Origin of the sequence: Oceanobacillus salinisoli, assembly GCF_009733865.1 — a bacterium.
Taxonomy (GTDB): Bacteria; Bacillota; Bacilli; order Bacillales; family Amphibacillaceae; genus Oceanobacillus; species Oceanobacillus salinisoli.
In genome coordinates, this window is record NZ_WOFB01000019.1 from 104,212 (window position 1) to 126,150 (window position 21,939).

Here is a 21,939-nt window from a genome sequence, read left to right on the forward strand (position 1 = left end):
CTATTTATCCTCCTTTACTAATTTACGTAGCATTACTTTATTTACCTTGCCTTGTACAATCGGAAATTCATCAATTGTTTTAATTAAATCAGGAACCTTATAGCCAGCAAGCTTAGAAGCGCAGGCAGAATATAGCTCATTACTATCAAATAAATGTTCTGGCTGGACAAAGGCGACAATTTGTTCACCAAACACATCATGGGGAACCCCTACTACAACTACATTTTTAACCGCAGGGTGCTGGAGGAGTATATCTTCAATCTCACCTGGTATAACCTGTTGTCCACCTTTTTTAATCATATCTTTTTTACGACCAATTAACTCTAAGTCTCTTTGCCCAACAGCTCTTACAAGATCCCCTGTATAAAACCACCCTTGCTCATCTAGTACAGCAGATGTTAATTCTGGACGTCTATAATAACCATGGAATGCAGCAGGTGGACGAATTACCAGTTCACCTACACCATCATCCTTACTATCAGTAGGTACTATTTTAAATTGAGCATCTTCTCTTACTGAAAATGCTTGTTTGCTTAACATATCCATGTTAAACATAACCCCTCCAATTTCTGAGAGTCCGTAATTATTTGAAAATGTAACATTTTTCAATTCAGATACAGAGTTAATAAAACCTTCTGTAATTACTTCGCCAGCCATGATTGCTAGCTCTATACGACCCCCAATTTCCGGTTTTAAATGCCTGAAGAATTGGTGAAACGCTTTAAAGATTGAAGGGGTACTCGCTATTTTGTTACAGCCCTTCTGATAGAATATGTTTACCATTTGAGGTAAATCAAACGTTTCATTCACAACGATAAGATGCTGTTTTTTTAAAGCTACTAATACTAATAGCATCCCATATGGAACACTAATTGGTACTGTCGACATCAGTTTATCGGAAGACTTCATCTCAAACGTATTTTCCAAATAGGCAACCCAATGCTTCATAGCATCACTGTTAATCATAATACCCTTTGGAGATCCAGTACTGCCTGATGTACAGCTAATTAAATCAATTCTTTGTTGTTCTATTTCGCGAGGCATACCATCACAAACGTTACGATTCCATTCTTGATATTCCACTGTTCCATAAATAACGGTATGTTTGTTCGTTGATATTGCCCAATCTTTTAGTACTTTTAAAAAATTAAAATTATGATAGGTTTCAACGGTAAATAGAATATGTGAATCTAACAGTGATAAAATATCAGTTAAATCCTTTGATCTTAATTGCCAGCTCAAAGGGATTACAGTCCCACCTAAACGGTTTACAGCTAAAAACAAAGAAATGTGTGGCAAAATGGATGGGACTATCAGGACTACTTTCTTTCCTTTTAAGTCCCCCTCTTTCTTTAGCAGATTTAAGAAAAAGTCTGTTTTCTTCTCTATATCACCTAATGTGCACTCCTTGTTTTCATCAGCCAATAATACTTTGGATTTATCAGTCGTATTACGATGAAATATCCAGTCATAAAAAGTTGACATGTTTTCCCCTCCTACCTAAACTTTTATTCAATTAATTCGTTAGCAGTTAACTTCGAAATAACCTTTACAAAATCAATTTGAAAGTTTCGTTTTTATACCTTTTGAGTCATTGAATGTAAAAATAGTTTATCCCAAAAAGAGTAGACATTTACCCTTATTCGGTAACCCGGCTATTATAGAGAGAAACCTTCCCTTTAGTCCCGTAGCTTTGCGCCCTAGCCTTTCTTACTAGTTTGCCATTTTCGGAATGATAGATTTGCACTATACTGTACCACATTTCTGCATAATCTATATATCGTCATTTTTCTACAGTTTCTTTAACCTTTTTTATAGCGTTATATTTGTACATCAATAAGAAGAAAACAATACTTATCCATTGGATATACGTATTAGCGAATAAAAGCAAGGATGATAGAATACAAAGGAATGATGATTCAACAAGTGATAGCTTTTGTTTTAAGTGTCCCGAAAGCACAGCCGCAATTACAAATATGCCGATGCCGACAGGTATTATCGTCAGTAAAAATTGACTAAGTGGTGTAAAAGTTAATATAGACGGATGATAAATAAACAGAAATGGAACAATACATCCACCTATACCTAATTTCATCGATTGCCAGCCCACACGGAATGGGCCTGCACCTGCAATCCCAGCCGCAACAAACGAAGTTGGAGCAACTGGTGGAGTATAAAATGACATCATCGCAAAATAGAAAGCAAATAAATGAGCTGAAATTACACTAACACCAGCCGATTCAACTAATATTGGTGCTGTAATTAATGAAACGATAATATATGCTGGTAACACTGGAAGCCCCATACCTAATATAAATGAAAGAATAGCTGTAAAAACGGTTAATAACAGTAAGCTATCTCCAGCAGCAGTTACAAGAAAACTGGTTAATTTAAACTCTAACCCCGAATAAGTAATAGACGCTATAATTATACCAGCGGTTGCGGTTGCGGTTGCAATTAAAGTCATCGTTTTTCCTGTATCTATACTGGCCTCGATTAGTTTCTTTATATCTAGCCGAGATTCCTTTTTAAAATAAGATAGAATAATAGCAATTATAATCGAAACAACTGCGCTAAGTTGCGGACTATAACCTTTTAATAACATTACAATTATAACTCCAATTGGTACCAGTAAGTGCCAACCCTCTTGTAACGATTTTTTAAATTTCGGTAGATCCTTAGCATCTAAAGGTTTTATATTGTACTTTCTACTCTCTAAATCCACCTGTATAAACAAGGCGAAGAAATATAATATAGCAGGTATAATTGCCGCTATGACAATAGTTCCAATACCAACCTGTGTAAATTGTGCTATTAGAAATATCGCCGTCCCCATAAGAGGGGGAGTAATCATTCCCGCTGATGATGATACGGATTCAACCGCACCTGCAAAGACCGGCTTAAAACCTATTTTCTTCATTAATGGAATAGTAAAAGAACCAGTAAATGCTACGTTTGACGATGGACTACCTGTGATCATCCCAAATAATCCACTACTCAATACAGATACTTTTGCCGGTCCTCCACGCCATTTTCCCGCAAACGAGATGATAATATCCATAAACTTTGGACCAAGCCCCGATATGTTTAACAAGGATGCAAAAAACACAAATACATAAACATATGTTGCAGAGGTTTGTAGTGCTATTCCAAAAAGACCACTAGTTGTAAAATAGTTATACTCTATTATTTGGGAGATGGTGATCGGTCTGCTATGAAACACACCTGGTATATATGGACCGGCAAGCAAATAGCTTATGCTAATAAATGCTAATGTGGTTAGCGGCCAGCCTAACACTCGTCTAGTTGCTTCGAGTGTAAGCAATAGCGTTATTCCTCCTGCAATTAAATCTACAGAGGTAAACGGACTCACAAACATCATATGATTTCGAATACGATCATACTCTATAATGAAATATATACTTGTCAATAAAATTGTGAAAGAGAGAACCAAGTCCATAACGAGTTTAAACCGGTTATGGAGTAAGGATATTTTCATAGGAATATATATAAAAGTAAGTGCTAGCGCAAAACCTAAATGCAACGAAACAATCTGCAGAGCTTCTAAATTCACAAAATAAAGGGTGAATATTTGGGTAACCGCCCAGACAACGGCTACTGCAGACAATACTATTTTTCGCATAATTACCACCATTCTTATAATAATCTATTCGTTATTAGCTATTCCAACGCGCCAACTTCCTTTAAATATTTTTCAGCACCAGTATGGAATGGAACAACACTTTCCCTAAAATGAAGCGGTGTAATCGAAAAGAACGGATCCTTTTCACGAATTTCTTCCCAGTTTTCATACATCGCTTTTGTTAATTGATACGCTACATCATCCGGCATGTCCTCACGAACAATAACATAATTACCAAGACCTAAAATGATAGTGTCTTCTTCTATGCCTTTATAGGAATCCTTTGGTACAGTAAAAGATGGAAATTGATATTCCTCTTGGATTTGCTTCATTTTTTCTTCACCATATGGTAGCAAGTTTAAGTCTACACTTGTCATCATCTCTTCTACAGGTGGAAAGTTATGCCCAACAATTAATCCGAAATGTACGTTTGCTTGTCTATCCCGCATGTATTTTACTAAGTCTTGAGGACCTCCTTGTAAAACGGTATGCCCTTGTGACCTAAATTCCTCTAGATTTTCAAATCCATATCCCATCAAAATTTGTTCAAACATAATAACGCTAGAAGAGCCAGATGGATAAGTTGCAAGTGAAATTTTTACATCCTTCTCAAACAAATCATCGACTGTTTCAATGTTATGCTTCTCAGCAAAATCCTTAGAGACTAAAAATCCCATCCCAGCATAAGAATCCATTTGAAGCAGCTTCCGAAAACCTTGGTATTCCCCATCTATATTTGGATAAGGCTTTCCTTCCCATACCCAAAGGGCAGGTAGATCGGAAACCATATACAAATCTCCTTGGTTTTCCTTTAATAAATAGATACCACTAATATCCCCTGTTGAAGTTGGTGTTCTTTGAATTTGTGAACCCTCAGGTAATACTTCCTTAAAATAAGGAGTCAACGTTTCGGATGAAACGTAAGGTAATGTCCCTGGTTCCATCGTAGGTATTAAAAGATCAACAGGTTTTCCTTCTTGACTGGATTCATCAGATGTATCATTATCTTTTGATGTAGATTGTTCACTGCACCCCCCAAGCAAAGTAATCAATAATACAATAAAAAGACTTAAAATAACTTTATCTTTTAAATTATGAATTCTCATTCCATATTACCTCCATTTATCTCAATACCTTTTACTTTCTATATTAAACAAATACCCCATCACCCAATATCTCTGGGAGCCGAAGCAGTTTTATATACATCTGGACTTACTCTTGAAATGTCACTTTAATAGTACTGTCTTTTAGCTTGTTGACTAACGTGTTAGTAATCTCATTCCAGAAGAATTAACAAATGGTATGTCTCCTATTGATATTGACTTAGATATGAGAGACTCCGAGACGACAGTATACCTCACCACCTCGGACAACACTAGCTACCCTTTAACTCCATCATTTTCTTAGTTATATGTTGTCCTCTATATTTTTCCCCTTTGATAATGCTCTGCATGATCACCCCCTTCAATAGATATCTGGTAAGTTCATTTGCTAGTAATAACCGCGTCTTGAACTGACTCCATCGATTTTCTGTTGCTTAAGATGGTAATTTGGGTGCTTGCCCAAAATCTTCGAAGCAAAACGTTGCATACCTTATTTTTATAGATGTATAGCTCTTATTGAATCTATTGGATTAATTATAATGACAAACGCTTTGATTTATCTGGAATAATCCCCATCCTACTGCGTTTTAATCATGAAATTCACCTTTTATGAATGGTATGATTAGATAGTTGATTGGATTTCGGAAAAAGTCCCAAGTGGTTGGTCATACCATCGGATTTTTCAGGTAACTGTTAGTTAGGTTGAAGATTTACTCTTCCCCCTTTCCGTCTAGGATCAAAATTAAAGTAGAACCTGTAGAGGATGTTTCCAATAAAACTTGCTCCGCCATTTTCATCATTAGGGTAAATCCTTGTCCTAGCGATTCTTTCGTAGAAAACCCTGCCATTAACGTTGTTTTCGGAAGTATCTTTAATGGGAAACCAGGACCTTTGTCCTCTATCACAACTCGAAAAACATCCTGGTCTTTATAAATGAGCATCTTTCCATACTCAGCATGCTTCAAAATGTTTGTTACCGCCTCAGAAATGATTAAGTTGTAGCTCATTGTTTTAGAAGCCTTAAGACCTGCCCCATTGAAGGCTTCTTTTGCAGAATTCCTAGCCTTAGAAATATCCGCTCGGTCATGAATCTCTACCTCACAAAGAAGTTTACTTTGCCTGTATTTACCTAGTTCACTTTTATCAATTAAAAGAAAGGCACCATGGGTAGCAGAATAGATAACATCTCGATACACTTCCCATTCCTTACCGGAATCATCAGTAGAAGGCTGTTGAAAATCAGAGTACATTTGAACCTCACTAAATAATCGAGACAAATTTTCTCGATATAAACGGGGTAATTGTAAGGCCTTTAACTCTTCTTCCACTACAGCATTGCTTTTTAACCATTCGACCCCTGATTCTGCTAACTCGTATAACTGTTTTGTCGATTCATCTGGGAAGTCACTTATTGATGTATCCGTAAAAGCAAGATGAAATAAGGCATCTCTTTGCTCATTATCTATTTCTGCTACAGCCGCCAAGCGGTATACAAGCCACCCAATTAACGCCCTCGTTTGTACTTCCTTATAAGCGTTAAGTTCAGCGAGTTTTGGAAGAGCACTATTTGATGTTGTTTTACCTTTATCACTTGATCCTTGAAAAAATTTATTTACCAATTTTTTCAATTTCCCTTCCACACCCTTTCTCATAATATTCCAGCTGAAGAAATTATCGTAATTTCAGCAACAATCGACTGTTTTGGTTAACATAATAAAAATGCAAAAATGTTCAGCAACGGATTGTACAATTAACATTTAGGATAGATCTGATTTTTGGATCAATATCCTCTCAAAAAGATCTACTTACAGCCCCCAATAAAACGGGTGTAATGCGAACTCCATCTTTACGCAATCCCGCGTGTAATATCTTGGTTAATGCTTTTATTTTTTCTAAGTACCTTTTGATAACCAGAAAAGCACAACTTCTGAGAAGGTCGAAGTTTTCTCATACGTAAATCCGACAAAACTTACACTTTTTTTAAAGCAAGAAAAAAGCCCACCAAAAAGAATGGTGGGCTTAAATAAGTAGTTTTGCCTACTACGCAAAATTATATATTTAAGAAAGCCAACCCTTTTTCGGTAACCCGGCTGTCATAGTACTAGACCTTAGACCCATGGGCTTTGCGTCCCCATTTTTCAATGAGTTTGCCATTATCGAAAGGTATTAATCATAAAAAGTTAGAAAAACTTGGTGTCTATACCAGAAATAAAAGGCGAAAACCTTCATTTTCCTTTTACTATCATCTTATTAAAACTTGAATATTTTGATTACGTTAATAGGACTAAAATACTATTAATTTTTCTCTATTTTTAAGAATAGCATAAACGTTGATTTTTTACAATCTATTTTGATTTATAGTTTACTAATTTATCAAGGTTTTGAAAGGGAAATTTACCGATTTTTACTCAGATTAGCAGTTTTTTTCCAGCACAATATTTAACACAGTATTCATTATGACATACACATACATCTTTATTAGCTAAAGCTAGAGGGAAGTGTTCCTTAGATTATGGGAAACAATTAGGTCATGTAGATGACAATACTGCCACACTAAGAGCCGAAAAAAGAAGCCTCCCAAAAGTTCGGTGAACTAATGAGAGGCATCCCAAAACCTTAATAAGTATTAACTTTTTCCAAGAATGTGGTTAAAATATGGTTTATTTGATCACTAACACCTAAGAGGCCACATGCACCAAGGGAATTGGGTGGGTGTTTACATCATGGCCCGTAAGATGAGAGTGTGTAATATCTTTAACGAGATTTTACCGTTTTTCACTGGATTGCGTTAGCAAAATGTTAACATTCTTCAATGCGTCTTGAATGGTGATTGCAGCCAAAGGAATGAAGCAATAGTCTACTGTAATTAAATTTTAATTAAAGCTAAACTTAAGAGTAGCAAGGAAGGCAGTGCGATTGTTACTTGTGCTTTCTTCATAGAAAATAACACCACCTACATTGAAAAATCCAAATGTTCATGAATAGTTATCTTTCTATTTGTACGATTTCATAATCACAAATGTTTCACTAACCTGCACCTTTACTTTAAGTATATTCTTGTACAAATTATGACTCATTTGATTGTCGCCTTATTAAAATAACCAAACTAACAACAATTCCCACAATACGCGCTATTACAGTTTATATAAGATAATTATTAAGAATTCCTCAATTACATATCCTTTAAACTTTTGAAATTATGTTGCATCTGAAACCCAGTCAATTACATAGCCTATTCCTTATATTTAAGGTAAACTTATCGATACATACAAAAACAAAAGTTATTATAAATGCTATAAGGTTCATTAAATCCCCCTATAATAAATTAGACGGTGAAAAAATAATACCTCCATGTCACGCAAGAATGAAAAAAGAGGCTTCTCAAGAGTTTGCTCAACTCATGAGAAGCCTCCGTTAAAAATTTCTGTTTAACATCTAATCGCTTTTCCTAAACTTGTTCCAATTGAAAAGAACGGGTTAGGAAGAATAGGAAGAAGTAAGAGGTCGGGATGATAACGTCCCAACCTCTCCGATTATTTTGGCACTCTAACCTGTATTAAGAAAAGACTGTTTTTATTGAAGTTATTCAGGGTCTGGAAGTGTAATCTGATTCTTGGCCACAAGTATTTTCTTAACGTCTGCAATTTCATCTTGTATCTCAACCATTCTCCTGCCATTCAACTCGTAAAATTTCATCGCTAAGAGTGACGACACCCAACCGAACATTGGGAAACCAAATTGGAAAACCAACGTCATTATTAATAGTGAGGATGTCAACTCCTCACCTACCTGTGGGAAAACTTCTTTAAATCCAATAGATGCTAATAAAAATCCAACAATGGTTGTCGCTAAAGAGGATATTAACTTATCAACAAAAGAAAAGATGGTACTAATCATTCCCGGTATATACCTACCTGTAATATGAGTTTCGTAATCCGAAGTATCAGCAATCATGGGGATGACCATATTCCCCGTTAATCCAGCAAACCCCATTCCTAATCCATATAAAGCAAGAAAAAGAAATGTATTCAGACCCATATCGATAAGAGAAATTGTTTTCGGGTCCATTATCATCAACAATCCTAGGACACCAACGAAACAAAGAAGCGCTGCCCAAGTCCCATACACAAAAATCCTTTTCATGCCAGCTTTCCTTGCTATCCCAATTCCTAGGTATGTAATCAGCAAAGTAGGAAGGATGGTAATCATTTGGATTGTTCCGCTTAATGCATAATTCCCGATAAGGATTCCAAAAAACATGACTGGGACTGCAGGTTGCCTTAGGATACTATTAGCAAGCTTGTCCGTTGATGCTGCAATTACGAGCATTTGGAGAGGTCGATTTCTTTTAATTACCGGCCAATATTCGCTGAACTTTGTTTTCACTGATTTTTCTGCAAAACCAAAGTACTCGAGGCGGTCTTTTTTCCATATGCCAATTACAGCAATAATTGTAAAAATTGCCCCAGTTACTACTCCATACGTTACTAATTCAGTAAATAAAGCTTCTGAAAATTCCCCTCCATATTTTGGAACTAGATAAGAAGCAAGAAGGACTTGTCCACCAACAAAAATGATGGTTGTAAACGTTGCATCAAAGGCTGAAAAAAGCGGACGTTGTTTGGGATCATTAGTCAACACTGTTTGGGCCGCTCTTGTACAAACTGCTTGGAACGTATAACCGATAATATGGATTGCATACATACAAATAAAAAACACCAAACGTAAACCTTCTGGCAAGTGATGGGTTACCATAAACATAGTGATGGTTGAAACAGCAAGAATAATATTTCCTAACACCATAAAAGGTCTAAATTTCCCAAACCTTGTATTTGTACGATCAATAATAAATCCTATAATCGGATCTGTGATCCCATCAAAAATCCTTAAGGCAGTTAAAATTGTACTAACAACCACAACCGCTAGCCCAGCCACACCAGTTGCATAATAGGAAACTAATCCAAGTAAAAAGAAATATAGGTTTGTTGCTGCATTATTAAGTGAAAAAAAACCGATTTGCCAAATTTTTGACCTGTGAATGAATTGCCCCTCTTTAGTGGTTGCTTCCGACATCTTGACACCTCTTTCCGTTTACTATACTTTTTAGTATTACCTTTCACCAGCATAGTATCCAAAACAGGTGATATAATACGCCCTTGAAACAACCGAAAGTATATGGGGATTTTCGTAGTTTGCATATGAAAATTACATGGAAAATGGCCCAGGTTTATTTCTTCTGGGCCCAATAATTACTCTATTTAATTTAAGATAAGCTGTGCAACACACTCTACATGGCTTGAGTAGTGATCGTAGAACTATTGAAGTAGTGGTATGTACCTTGATTAATACTTAATTGTTGTTTTATACGAAAAATGTATACCTTCACATAACCTAAAAAATGAAAAAAGAAGCCTCTCAAAAGTTCGCTGAACTCATGAGAAGCCTCCGTTAATTTAACTTATGTTAGCAAACCACTCTCACCTTACTAACACGGGCTATGGGGTCAGTCCCCCGCAACAGCGCAGTGAGGAACTGACCCTTTTTCTTTTACTTTTAATTACTTCGCAATTTGCACAGCGTTATTCATTCTAAATACGGAATCTCCATATTAATAATTATTCTTATACAGGGGGGCAGACACCTTTTCACAAAAACAGACTAAGTGCTGCCAACACACTCAGTCTAACTTACAAAAAACTGGGGCACAGTGCCCTGTCCCTCTGGTCCTCTAAGCGGAATTTCGTTTCTGTTCAATTGCATTCAAACGTTTGTTGTTTGTCGCAATAATGTATATAACAGTTCCCCAAATAAGTACAGCTATAATCGATCCAATGTTAAAAATCCCTTTTTCAGCTGTCCACATAATGGAATAACCTATTGAACCTAACAATAGTGCGTAATAGAAAAACGGAAGAAGCGTTTTACGAATAACGTGCCCTTCTTTTCCTACAAGGCCAACAACTGCTGATGCTGCGACAACATTATGAACACAAATCATGTTTCCAGCTGCACCACCAACCGCTTGAAGTGCAACCATCCATGTCGGGTCAGCACCGATGCGCTCGCCTACCCCGAATTGGAAGAGTGAGAACATCATGTTACTAACGGTATTACTACCAGCTACAAATGCACCAAGTCCACCAATGAACGTTGCAAAGATCGGATACATAGAACCTACAAGATTTGCAACACCTTCTGCTAAAACGATTGGCATTTCTTGATAACCAACTGCCCCACCGCCTGAGTTAAGAAATACTTGCACCATTGGAACAGTAAAGACAAGAGCCGAACCTGCAGCAATCATCGTTTTACCGGAGTCTTTCCAAGCCCTAGCGAACTCCTCGCCTTTCATTCCATGCAAATAGTAGGTTAATACTGCAACGACGATAAAAATAAATCCCGGTGAAAACAGAATTTCCCAACTGGAAGATATTTCTGTCCCAAAAATATTTGGAAAAGCTATTTTTACAGATTTAAGCCAATCTCCTACTTTAGTTAGCCTTGAAATTAGTAAAAGAATAGCAATCAAAACGTATGGAGTCCATGCACGCCACATGCTTATTTTGCCAGCATAAATATCATTATTTTTTAATTCAACACGCCCAGTCCAGGTTGGATCCCATCGGTCCTTTGCTTCGAAGTCCCAAATATCGTGTTCTTTTGGCATAAGGAATCCTTTTTGGGCAGCAGGAATGACAATTACCAACCCAACTAAGCCACCAATCATTGCCGGGAATTCCGGTCCTAATGTATTTGCAACAATCATATATGGGATTGTCATCGCTACAGAAGCAAATAACGCAAATTTCCATACTTTCAACCCTTCACTGAATGACTTGTTTTTCCCAAAAAATCGGGTTAAAATAGCGGCTAAAAATAATGGGATTAACAGTCCTGCAATGGCATGAAGTATAGCAACTTTCCCAGCAACACCAAATACAAAACCTGAAACATCCGTAATTTGAGTAAGGGGCTCAATTCCAGAACCTACACCCACAATCATCGGCGTTCCAACTGCTCCAAATGATACCGGAGTACTTTGAATGATCATACCGGATACAACAGCTGCCATCGCCGGAAATCCAAGTCCGACCATTAATGGGACTGCAACAGCAGCGGGTGTCCCAAAACCTGCTGAACCTTCAATAAATGAACCGAAAAGCCAGGCAATGATAATAACTTGAATACGGCGGTCTGGTGAAATATCTGTAAAACCTCGACGAATGGTGTTCAGACCTCCACTTTCTTGTAGCGTGTTCAAGAGTAAAATCGCACCGAAAATAATGAATAACAGCGTTACAGCAACAATAAGTCCATGAACGGAGGCAGCGGCAACTTGTGAAAATGAGACACCCCAGACGAGAAGAGCTAGTATTACTGCGACGAGGTAGGAAAGCGGCATTGCTTTACTCGCTGGCCATTTAAGCCCTACTAGAAAAACAGCAACAACGATAATTGGAAGAAAGGCCAGAACAGCTAATATTCCATTATCCATTTCTAAAATCCCCCTTTTAAATATTTTATTCTATTAAATAACAATACAATTTCCCTATCTTTTGTTAGCAAGAACAGAAATTTAGTATTGTTATATAATGAAACTTCAATCAGTGGGGGTTGGGCCTACAAGATGTAGGTCATGCAGACAAAGACATAAGGAAGTGGCGTACTTCGTCTGCGTTCCCCCTATCCCCCCCTCTTCTCCCGAATTCTTGAAGTTGGGGGTTAAAATGTCCGATAATGCGAGATAAAATTAGCCCTGTTTTACAGGGTTACGAAGCCCGCCAATTTCAGCAATTTCACAGATGATGTCATCACCATCTCTCATCATTCCTGCGCCAAGCGGACTACCAGTTAAAATCACGTCGCCTTGTTCTAGTGTCATTATGCTGGAAAGCCCGGCAATCATCTTTCTCATAGGAATAATCATTAGCTTTGTTACGCTATCCTGTATCTTGTCGCCGTTTAAATATGCTTTAACTGTAACTTTATTAGGATCCAATTCTGTTTCGATATATGGACCAAGCGGCGTAAACGTGTCAAATGACTTTCCTATCATCCAATGTCCATCTTTATGGAAAAATTGCGGTGCCGTTACATCGTTGGCTACCGTATAGCCAAAAATAAATTCTGTTACCTCTTCTTCAGTAATATTACTTGTACGTTTTCCAATCACTACTGCAAGCTCGGATTCGAATTTTACTTCTTCTATTTTATTTGGAATAACGATGGACTTCCCACTTCCAATAACAGATGAAATCGGCTTGTAAAAAAACACAGGAATTTCTGGAAGTTCAGAAGGTAAATCCTCTGTTTTGCCAACATAGTTTGCACCAATACCAATCACATGGCGTGGCGTAAGGGGTGCCAGTAATTCAATATCTTCTTCATTGTGTATAATCCCCATATATTTCCAATTGGAAAATATGTTTCCTTCAATTTGTTGGATACCATTTTCTGTTACGATTCCTTGCAAAATTGTTTCTTCATTTTGTTTTTTAAATCTAGCAAATTTCATTATTCTCACTCCTAAATTGTTAATATTCCGATAATTTAAGTGGTGAATCTCTAGCATTTCTATAAAATGGAATTAAAAACTAGTAAACAATTATACTTCTACTTTTTCAGGTTCTTTCTTGACTTCGACACAACGGCCAGGCTGAGGGAATAATTTCCCTGGATTTAATAAATTTTCTGGGTTGAATACAGCACGTATATTCGTTTGCGCGGCCACCTCTTCTTCGCTGAAGATAAAGCGCATTTCAGCTGACTTTTCAATTCCAACACCGTGTTCGCCAGTAATCGAACCCCCAACATCTGCACAAACCTTCAAGCATTCGGAACCCGCTTTTGAAGCACGCTCACTTTGACCTGGAATACTTGCATCAAACAAAATAAGTGGATGAAGATTCCCATCACCTGCGTGAAAAATATTCGCAATTCGAAGCTTATACTTTATACTAATCTCTGCAATTTCCCCAAGCACTTCAGGTAATCGCGTTCTAGGAATAACCCCATCCTGGACGAGGTAGTCAGGAGATATTGTCCCCATTGCCCCAAAACCCGTCTTTCGATTTGCCCACCAAAGTCCACGTTCTGCTTCATCTTTTGCCACTTTTACCTTACGCACATTGTTGTTTTTACAAACGGTAAGAATTTCATTAATTTGGTCGTCAATTCCAGCTGAAATTCCATCCACTTCAATAAGCAGGAACGCGGCAATGTCACTCGGATGCCCAACAGGATAAGCTGCGGATTCCACACCTTCGATAGCTATCGAATCCATCATTTCAAGTGCTGCTGGAATGATACCAGTTGAAATGATGTCTGAAACCGATTGGCTTGCATCATTAATATCATCATAATAGGCGAGAACTGTTTTTTTATCTTCAGGATTCTTCAATACTTTCACTGTAATTTTGGTCACAATGCCAAGTGTTCCTTCTGAACCAGTTAAGAGGCCGAGCAAATCGTATCCTGGGTGATCAGGAATCCCATCATCTCCAATTTCAACGATTTCACCTGTAGGAAGCACAATCTCGAGCCCCAAAATATGATTCGTCGTTACACCATATTTTAAACAGTGAGCACCACCTGCATTTTCAGCAACATTCCCGCCGACCGTACATGCATACTGGCTTGAAGGGTCTGGTGCATAATAGTAGCCTTTATCCGAAATGGATTGTGTCAGCTTTAAGTTAACATAGCCAGGCTCAATAACTGCTTTTCTATTTTCCAAGTCAAGGTGTAGCATCTTCTTCATTCGGACCAGACTAATGATGACTTCACCGCCGAACGGAGTTGCTCCACCGCTTAACCCTGTTCCTGCCCCTCGTGCAATAAAAGGAACTTTTTCTTTGTTTAATAGTTTGACAACTTCTGAAACTTGTTCGGTATTATTTACAAAAACTACTGCCCTTGGCATCCCTTTTGACATCGTGTAACCGTCACATTCATATGCAATGAGCTCTTCTTTTAAATAAAGTACTTCACTTTCGCCAACCATAGTGATTAATTGTTGAACAACAGGATCGGAGCATTGTTTTTTACGCTTTTTTCCAAACATACCTTTCACCTCCTTCTTTATTTCGATTTCATTAGATCGACTGCTTCTTTCTTTTCTTTTTCATAAGCCCAATCAAGCAGTTGGACGGTATGGACAACCTTTTCACTTCTTCCATACTTTTCAACACCCATGGCTATTTGGAGCATGCAACCAGGATTACCCATCGAAATCATTTCAACGTTGTCAGGAACATCATCCATCTTACGTTCAAGGAGCGCCCCTGCCATCTCAGGATGTGTGAGATTGTAGATTCCAGCACTACCACAACATCTGTCTGCATCAGGTAAATCGACCATTTCCACTCCTGGAATTTCTTTTAAAAGTTGACGAGGTTCAAAGCGTACACCTTGTCCGTGAGCCAAATGACATGCATCATGGTAGGTGATTTTTGTTTTAATTTCTGCTTTTGGACGTTTAAAATCATTGTCATACAAAAATTTGGAAACGTCTTCAACTTTTGCCGAAAACTCTTTTGCTAGGGGTAGCATTTCTGGATCATTTCTAAATAGTTCATCATATTCCTGAAGGGCACATCCACAACCTGCAGCATTCACAAGTACTTTATCGTAATCTTTAAATGCTTCCATGTTTTGTTTCGCAAGTTTTTTCCCTGTTTCTCTATCACCAGCATGAATATGAAGAGCGCCACAGCATCCCTGTTGTGTCGGAAGGCCAACTTCAAATCCATTATGCGTAAGAACGCGAACGGTTGCTTCATTAACGTCACTGAACATGACATCCATGACACAGCCTGTTAACATACCAACCCGTTGTTTTGGCGCTCCTACCGCTGGAACGATTTCTGGATATCTGCCAAGGATAGGTTTATCAACTTTGGGAAGAATGGCTTCCATATCTTTCAAGTGTGTTGGCATGACATTTAACAAACCTGTTTTTCTTACGGCACTTTGTATACCGCTCTTTTGGTAAAATCTCATTAAACCACCAAGCGTATTCATGCGCTTCTGATAAGGGAAAAATCCCTTCAAAGCCGTCTTACTGAGTACACCTGCAAAACCTGTTAAAGGCATCGCCTGGCGAATTTGTCCACGCGCTTCTTCAATTAGACCACCGACTTGGACATCTGCCGGACATGCTGTTTCACAAGCACGACAATCAAGACAATCAAAGATGGGTTTAGAAAATGCTTCATTAACGTCAAGTTTACCTTCTGCTACCGCTTTAACTAAGTGAACACGACCCCTTGGTGAATGTTGTTCTTCACCTGTTTCTTGATAAGTCGGGCAAGCTTCAAGACACAAGCCACAGTGAACACAATCTTCCCATTTTTTTTCGTCGGGAAGATCTTCCCAAAGAAAGTTTCCTAGACTCTTCGTATCACAAGGTGCACCGGTTTTTACATTGTTCACTGAATGTACTAATTTATCTCCACCCATACTCATTTTATATACCTCCCACAAAACGCTGGCGGTTAAGGATTCTATTGGGGTCGTTTGTTCGTTTGATGCCTTCTAACAAAGCAAAGTACCCCGGTTTTTCTCCCCAAACCCCTACTGTTTCTCTTAATTTAAACGGTAAATGGGTACATACAACATACCCACGTTTTTCTTCTACCTTTTTCCTTAGCGCTTTAATATAGGTAACAATATCTTCGGGAAATCCTTTTACATATACTCTTAAAATACCATGGCCAACTCCACCGTGTGCTTCAACTACAACATGAAACACCTTAGCAAGCTCAACAGCTGCTTTCACGTTAATGAGAACATCTAAATTATTGCTTCCAATTTTAAGTGCTGCTTGGGTGTAAGTGTCGTTCTCGTCATCATGATGGCCATTAGGCCCCAAATGTTGGAATTTCGCCCACCACTGTCTTGCTTCCTCTTCATGCAGCACGGAATGCTCAGCGCCGATTGGCAAATGTTCCTTTACCCAATTTTCCTGATAAAGGACGGCATTTTCTCGGTCTTCAAATGCAATCGCAAGTGTATAGTGATGTTTACCAGTCATTTTTTCAGTGATAGCAGGGTTTAAAATTTCAAGAGATACCGGTTCCATCTTAGAATCGAGTAGTAATACGGTAAATGCACGGATGGCTTGTTCATTGCCTTGAGGGAAATGGAGAAGAGACAATCCCTCATATTTCGGGAGTGGACGTAATTTAATCGTGATTTCGCTAATGACACCAAGTGTTCCCATTGAACCGACGAAAAGCTTATTCATATCATAACCTGCTACGTTTTTTACAACTTTTCCTCCTGTACGAATAACCCTTCCATCCGGATATACGATTCTAGTACCAATGACCAAATCTCTAACAGATCCGTAAAGCAGTCTTTTCGCCCCACTGTCATTGCTTGATACAATACCACCAATCGTTGCTATTTCTGGCCAGGAAGTGTCAAGCGCGACACGCTGCCCATAATTACCCAATTCATCAGAAATTTCTTTTAACGTCGTACCGGGTCTGACCGTCATTGTCAGGTCACCAACTGAATGCTCCACAATCCCTTTGTATTTAGCAAGTGATAATAAAATATCCGCTTGTTCAATCAACCCACCGTAGCCCCGCTTCGTTCCACCTGAAATAACATTGACCGTTTTCCCATATTTATTCGAAAAGGCTAGCACTTTCGAAATATCTTCTTCGGAATAAGCTTCAATTATTTGAATCCCGCCATTGCCAAGCAGATGTTTTTCTTCATTGTTATATCTCATTTGTTCTTTTGGTAAAATCCCTTCTAAACTAGGTGAAATCATGTTCCCATCCCCCCTTGATTTATTGCCTTCGTTCCGTTTGATCTTGTAAATGACTATTTAAACATCGCTTCACACGCTTTTGTTGGAATACCTCTGCTTTTATTGCGTCGTATCGCGATATGCCGCACTAAAATATCGATGGATAATGTCCTATCTGACAGAATGATTCGATAGCAGTCCTTCATCCCTTTTTTTATTATCAGTGAAATCGCTTCCAATAGATCAATTACTATATCGTTAAATCTTATGAATTTATGATAATTAATATGCTAAGCTATAATAATTCTACTATTAGTATTGAAAAGCTGCTAATTTCGATGTTGATATTTCCTTGAATTATTGAACTTGATAGATAGTAAAAGGAAACTCTCAAGCACACAGTGCCAAAGTGGGCAAAAAGAGAGGGACTGACTGCTTTTGTAAGTCCCTTTTTTCCTATCCTAAGAACGGGATTCTTTACCTTCACCTTTCTCAACTATTTATTACAGTGTATTTTTGTTTTGCTTCCAGGCGGCGGCGGTGAAGAATCGGTTCTGTGTAGCCACTTGGCTGCTCCGTTCCTTTGAATACGAGGTCACATGCTGCTTGGAAAGCAATTGAGTCATCGAAATCAGGTGCCATTGGACGGTATAATGCATCCCCTGCATTTTGCTCGTCAACTACTTTAGCCATGCGCTTCAGCGTATCTAACAGTTGCTCCTGAGTACAAATACCATGATGTAGCCAGTTTGACAACATTTGACTGGAAATACGTAATGTTGCACGATCCTCCATAAGCGCTACATTATTAATGTCTGGAACTTTTGAACAGCCAACACCTTGATCTACCCAACGAACAACGTAACCAAGCAATGTTTGTGCGCTGTTATCAAGCTCTTCCTGAATTTCCTCTGCAGACCAGTTGGTATCTTCTGCAACTGGAATTTGTAAAATATCATCGCGATAATCGTTTACTTCTCGTTGAAGTTCCTCTTGAACCTTTCTTACGTTAATTTCATGGTAGTGAAGCGCATGTAATGTTGCTGCTGTTGGTGATGGAACCCAAGCTGTATTTCCACCTGCTTTTAAATGTCCTATTTTTTGATCAAGCATATCCGCCATCAAATCTGGAAGTGCCCACATTCCTTTTCCAATTTGCGCTTTTCCCTTTAAACCAGAATCTAAGCCAATACGTACATTATTTTTCTCATAGCCGTCCAGCCAAGTCGAAGCTTTCATTTCCCCTTTTCGAATCATTGGACCTGCTTCCATAGACGTATGAATCTCATCGCCTGTACGGTCTAAGAAACCTGTATTAATAAAAACAATTCTTTCTTTTACTTCATAAATACAATTTTTCAAATTCAAGCTTGTGCGACGTTCTTCATCCATGACACCAATTTTAAGCGTATTCCGCTTCATATCAAGCATATCTTCTACACGGTTAAACAATTCATTCGTAAAGGCAACTTCTTTTGATCCGTGCATTTTCGGCTTAACAATGTAAACCGAACCTGTTTGGGAATTTTGATATGGGCCATTGCCTAATAAGCCGTGTTTAGCCATTAAGCTGGTAAACACACCATCCATTATTCCTTCAGGGATTTCTTGTCCATTTTCATCTAGAATCGCATTGTTCGTCATTAAGTGACCAACGTTACGGACAAACATAAGCACACGACCAGATAGTGTGACCTCTTCCCCATTCCGGCCTATATACGTACGATCAGGGTTTAATGTACGTGTCTTTTCTTTTCCATCTTTAGTGAATGTAGCCGTTAAATCTCCTCTATTCAGCCCAAGCCAGTTTCGGTATACGAGCGTTTTATCTTCTGCATCTACAGCCGCAACAGAATCTTCACAATCCATAATGCTTGAGGTTGCGGACTCTAGGTATACGTCTTTCACGCCTGCATCATCTGTTTTTCCAATTGGGTGATTGCGGTCGATTTGAATTTCAACATGTAAACCATTATTTTTTAATAAGACCGTTTTCGGTTCTTCCGCTTGCCCCTGGTAGCCAACAAATTGGGAAGCATCTTCAAGCCCTGTTGTTTCACCGTTTTTAAGTTTTACTTCTAACTTTCCGTTTATAATTGCATATTTGGTTGCTTCCGTATGCGAGGATACCTTAAGCGGTACATGTTTATCAAGGAAGTTTTTAGCAAAAGCAATGACTTTGTCACCTCGGACAGGGTTATAGGAATCTTTTTTATTAGCACCACCATCTTCACTAATTACATCAGTTCCGTATAATGCATCATAAAGTGATCCCCAGCGTGCGTTAGCAGCATTGATTGCATAGCGAGCATTGTCAATTGGCACAACAAGTTGTGGCCCCGCTTGAAGCGTAATGACATCATCGACATTCTCGGTCGTAATATTAAAATCTTCTACCGGCTGCTCCAAGTAGCCGATTTCTTCCAAAAAAGCTTTATACTTCTTAAAATCAAATGCATTGTTTTTATGCCATGCATCAATTTTCTTTTGCAGTTCATCACGCTCGAGTAACAATGCTCTATTTTTCGGAGCCAAATCAGAGACAAGCTTCCCTAAATCCTGCCAAAACTTATTACTGTTGAGACCTGTTTCTGGAAGTGCTTCCGAATTAACAAAATCATAAAGCTCTTTTGCAACTTGGAGATTGCCCGTTTTTACATAATCCACCATTCCTAATTCCTCCCTTTGCCCTTTATCTACTATTTTAATAGGAGCAGGTCCAAAACAAAAATATATCTTTTGCATGAACACTATTCCTTTTGTCTATACCTTATCGTATAATGGGATTGAATTGACGTAATTTTATTACAATTTGGAAAAGGGGACTATCATGGACATTAGGCAAGTACAATATTTTGCAGAAGTTGCGAAACAGTTGAACTTTACGAAAGCAGCTTCCAATCTTTATATATCTCAACCTTCACTAAGTAAAGCAATTAAAAACCTTGAGAACGAGCTCGGTACTCCCCTTTTTTATAGAGGGGCGAAACAATTAAACCTAACCGATACAGGTCGAGCATTCTTAGTCAATGCCAAAAATGTTGTCGAGGCATTTGAAAACTTAACATCTGAACTAAATGACGTCATGGATTTAAAAAAAGGGGAGGTTAAAATTGGAATACCCCCAATTATAGGTGCAGCATTTTTTTCAAAATTAATCAGTACCTATAAAGAAGTTTATCCTTCCATTGATATCCTATTAAATGAGGTAGGCAGTAATAAAATTAAACATGGCGTAAGTGAGGGAGAACTAGATATTGGTTTAATTTGTAATCTTCCCGTTCTAAAGGAAAACTTTGAGACAATGAAACTATTAAATGACCCATTAATGCTTGTTGTCCACAAAGACAATCCTTTAGCCACAAGGAAAACAATCAACTTTTCACAAATTGAAAAAGAGCCATTTATTTTATATCAGCATGATTTCTCGCTCCACGACAAGATTATTGAAGCATGTGAAAATCATGGCTTTTACCCAAATGTTGTCTGTAAGAGCTCACAAAAAGATTTTATGATTGAAATGGTTGAAGCGAAATTAGGCGTTGCATTATTACCAAGTAAAATTTGTGGCAAAATGAACAATGATAAAATTAAATCTATTCCTTTTAACAGATCTGTTGTTAATTTGGAGTTAGGCATGATTTGGAAAAAAGACAAATACTTGCCGTATGCTGTACGTGAATTTATCAGCATGTCAGAATCGTTTCCGATTTAAATCACCAAACCTTACAGATCCTTAACCACTAGATAAACTGCCTTAACTGGCCCATGCACCCCAACAACAATGTCCATTTCAATATCCGCACTATTGCTGGGCCCAGAAATAAAATTGACACACGTTGCCAATTCTTCTCCAGCAATCACGCTTCTATGAATCTTATGAGTAGCTTGAGTCATTCGCGGTACGATGGAGGATTTTGGTACAATCGCAACGTAAGTAGTCGGCAACAGACTGACGGAACGGGCAATATCTTTATCATTGAATTGAACAATTGTACCTGACTCCGCAAGGCTTATATCGCTAACAAATATTCCCAAGATCGCTTCTTTAGCTTTTTTAATATTCACTTCACCCATTGCCGTATCCCATATGTGTGTCTGGCTATTATCCAATGTCAATGTAAGGCCGTATTGTGAAAATCGATCATCTTTGGTTGTTACGATAGATCCACCACCGTATTCCTTTATTACTTTTTCTATTGTTTCAGGGAGCATAGATTTTTCTGTTTCTACCACATGAACATTCTTTTCTTTACTGTTTTTACAAAAGGCAGCCAGCAAATCGTCCTTGGAACTATTTTTGTAAACCTCCCATTGTGATTGGTGTTTCCATTTCGGAAGGGAAACATTGTCTTTACGTTCACGTCCAAGCTTACTAGCAATTTGATTTAAAAACAGGTCTTTATTATGAATGGTTCCTTTGACCATTG

13 protein-coding genes and 2 riboswitches are annotated in these 21,939 nt (G+C 38.1%); of the genes, 1 reads left to right on the plus strand and 12 read right to left on the minus strand.

Annotated elements, in window-relative coordinates; all coding sequences use genetic code 11:
- The 11 genes from GMJ66_RS14680 to GMJ66_RS14730 all read right to left on the minus strand — a co-directional run bounded on the left by GMJ66_RS14680 (window position 1) and on the right by GMJ66_RS14730 (window position 20,179).
- Entirely contained in the window at window positions 1–1,485 is a 1,485-nt protein-coding gene (locus tag GMJ66_RS14680; RefSeq protein ID WP_156291070.1) for a class I adenylate-forming enzyme family protein, read from the minus strand.
- A gap of 157 nt (window positions 1,486–1,642) precedes the next feature.
- Window positions 1,643–1,733, minus strand: a riboswitch (cyclic di-GMP riboswitch).
- A 50-nt stretch (window positions 1,734–1,783) separates the two neighbouring features.
- On the minus strand, window positions 1,784–3,643 hold the full coding sequence (locus GMJ66_RS14685) for a TRAP transporter permease (protein WP_197046720.1): 1,860 nt from the start codon (window positions 3,641–3,643) through the stop codon (window positions 1,784–1,786).
- Window positions 3,644–3,681: 38 nt separating this feature from the next.
- On the minus strand, window positions 3,682–4,749 hold the full coding sequence (locus GMJ66_RS14690; RefSeq protein ID WP_156291072.1) for a TAXI family TRAP transporter solute-binding subunit: 1,068 nt from the start codon (window positions 4,747–4,749) through the stop codon (window positions 3,682–3,684).
- Window positions 4,750–5,456: 707 nt separating this feature from the next.
- The gene (locus GMJ66_RS14695) at window positions 5,457–6,398 is read right to left on the minus strand and encodes an ATP-binding protein (protein WP_156291073.1); all 942 of its coding nucleotides are present in this window, start codon (window positions 6,396–6,398) and stop codon (window positions 5,457–5,459) included.
- A 425-nt stretch (window positions 6,399–6,823) separates the two neighbouring features.
- A riboswitch (cyclic di-GMP riboswitch) is annotated at window positions 6,824–6,908 on the minus strand.
- 1,420 nt (window positions 6,909–8,328) lie between these two features.
- Window positions 8,329–9,819, minus strand: coding sequence for an MFS transporter (locus GMJ66_RS14700; protein WP_156291074.1), 1,491 nt, complete (start codon window positions 9,817–9,819; stop codon window positions 8,329–8,331).
- A 655-nt stretch (window positions 9,820–10,474) separates the two neighbouring features.
- Complete coding sequence (locus GMJ66_RS14705) at window positions 10,475–12,241, minus strand: L-lactate permease (protein WP_156291075.1); 1,767 nt, start codon at window positions 12,239–12,241, stop codon at window positions 10,475–10,477.
- Window positions 12,242–12,496: 255 nt separating this feature from the next.
- On the minus strand, window positions 12,497–13,261 hold the full coding sequence (locus tag GMJ66_RS14710) for a fumarylacetoacetate hydrolase family protein (protein WP_156291076.1): 765 nt from the start codon (window positions 13,259–13,261) through the stop codon (window positions 12,497–12,499).
- Window positions 13,262–13,351: 90 nt separating this feature from the next.
- Window positions 13,352–14,809, minus strand: coding sequence for an FAD-linked oxidase C-terminal domain-containing protein (locus GMJ66_RS14715; RefSeq protein WP_156291077.1), 1,458 nt, complete (start codon window positions 14,807–14,809; stop codon window positions 13,352–13,354).
- A 17-nt stretch (window positions 14,810–14,826) separates the two neighbouring features.
- Entirely contained in the window at window positions 14,827–16,212 is a 1,386-nt protein-coding gene (locus GMJ66_RS14720) for a (Fe-S)-binding protein (RefSeq protein ID WP_156291078.1), read from the minus strand.
- 1 nt (window position 16,213) lies between these two features.
- A complete protein-coding gene (locus GMJ66_RS14725; RefSeq protein ID WP_156291079.1) occupies window positions 16,214–17,530 on the minus strand; it encodes an FAD-binding oxidoreductase in 1,317 nt (438 codons plus the stop codon).
- 471 nt (window positions 17,531–18,001) lie between these two features.
- On the minus strand, window positions 18,002–20,179 hold the full coding sequence (locus GMJ66_RS14730) for a malate synthase G (RefSeq protein WP_156291104.1): 2,178 nt from the start codon (window positions 20,177–20,179) through the stop codon (window positions 18,002–18,004).
- Between the two features lie 160 nt (window positions 20,180–20,339).
- Between GMJ66_RS14730 and GMJ66_RS14735 the strand changes: the two genes are divergently transcribed.
- Window positions 20,340–21,224 (plus strand): LysR family transcriptional regulator, encoded by an 885-nt coding sequence (locus GMJ66_RS14735; protein ID WP_156291080.1) that lies wholly within the window; start codon window positions 20,340–20,342, stop codon window positions 21,222–21,224.
- 11 nt (window positions 21,225–21,235) lie between these two features.
- On the opposite strand, the gene GMJ66_RS14740 is transcribed toward GMJ66_RS14735, so the two are convergent.
- On the minus strand, window positions 21,236–21,937 hold the full coding sequence (locus GMJ66_RS14740) for a LutC/YkgG family protein (RefSeq protein ID WP_156291081.1): 702 nt from the start codon (window positions 21,935–21,937) through the stop codon (window positions 21,236–21,238).
- Between the last annotated feature and the right edge of the window lie 2 nt (window positions 21,938–21,939).

Coding starts and splice junctions, on each gene's coding strand:
- GMJ66_RS14680 (WP_156291070.1), bottom strand. CDS start 1,485: ATGTCAACTTTTTATGACTGGATATTTCATCGTAATACGACTGATAAA.
- GMJ66_RS14685 (WP_197046720.1), bottom strand. CDS start 3,643: ATGCGAAAAATAGTATTGTCTGCAGTAGCCGTTGTCTGGGCGGTTACC.
- GMJ66_RS14690 (WP_156291072.1), bottom strand. CDS start 4,749: ATGAGAATTCATAATTTAAAAGATAAAGTTATTTTAAGTCTTTTTATT.
- GMJ66_RS14695 (WP_156291073.1), bottom strand. CDS start 6,398: ATGAGAAAGGGTGTGGAAGGGAAATTGAAAAAATTGGTAAATAAATTT.
- GMJ66_RS14700 (WP_156291074.1), bottom strand. CDS start 9,819: ATGTCGGAAGCAACCACTAAAGAGGGGCAATTCATTCACAGGTCAAAA.
- GMJ66_RS14705 (WP_156291075.1), bottom strand. CDS start 12,241: ATGGATAATGGAATATTAGCTGTTCTGGCCTTTCTTCCAATTATCGTT.
- GMJ66_RS14710 (WP_156291076.1), bottom strand. CDS start 13,261: ATGAAATTTGCTAGATTTAAAAAACAAAATGAAGAAACAATTTTGCAA.
- GMJ66_RS14715 (WP_156291077.1), bottom strand. CDS start 14,809: ATGTTTGGAAAAAAGCGTAAAAAACAATGCTCCGATCCTGTTGTTCAA.
- GMJ66_RS14720 (WP_156291078.1), bottom strand. CDS start 16,212: ATGAGTATGGGTGGAGATAAATTAGTACATTCAGTGAACAATGTAAAA.
- GMJ66_RS14725 (WP_156291079.1), bottom strand. CDS start 17,530: ATGATTTCACCTAGTTTAGAAGGGATTTTACCAAAAGAACAAATGAGA.
- GMJ66_RS14730 (WP_156291104.1), bottom strand. CDS start 20,179: ATGGTGGATTATGTAAAAACGGGCAATCTCCAAGTTGCAAAAGAGCTT.
- GMJ66_RS14735 (WP_156291080.1), top strand. CDS start 20,340: ATGGACATTAGGCAAGTACAATATTTTGCAGAAGTTGCGAAACAGTTG.
- GMJ66_RS14740 (WP_156291081.1), bottom strand. CDS start 21,937: ATGGTCAAAGGAACCATTCATAATAAAGACCTGTTTTTAAATCAAATT.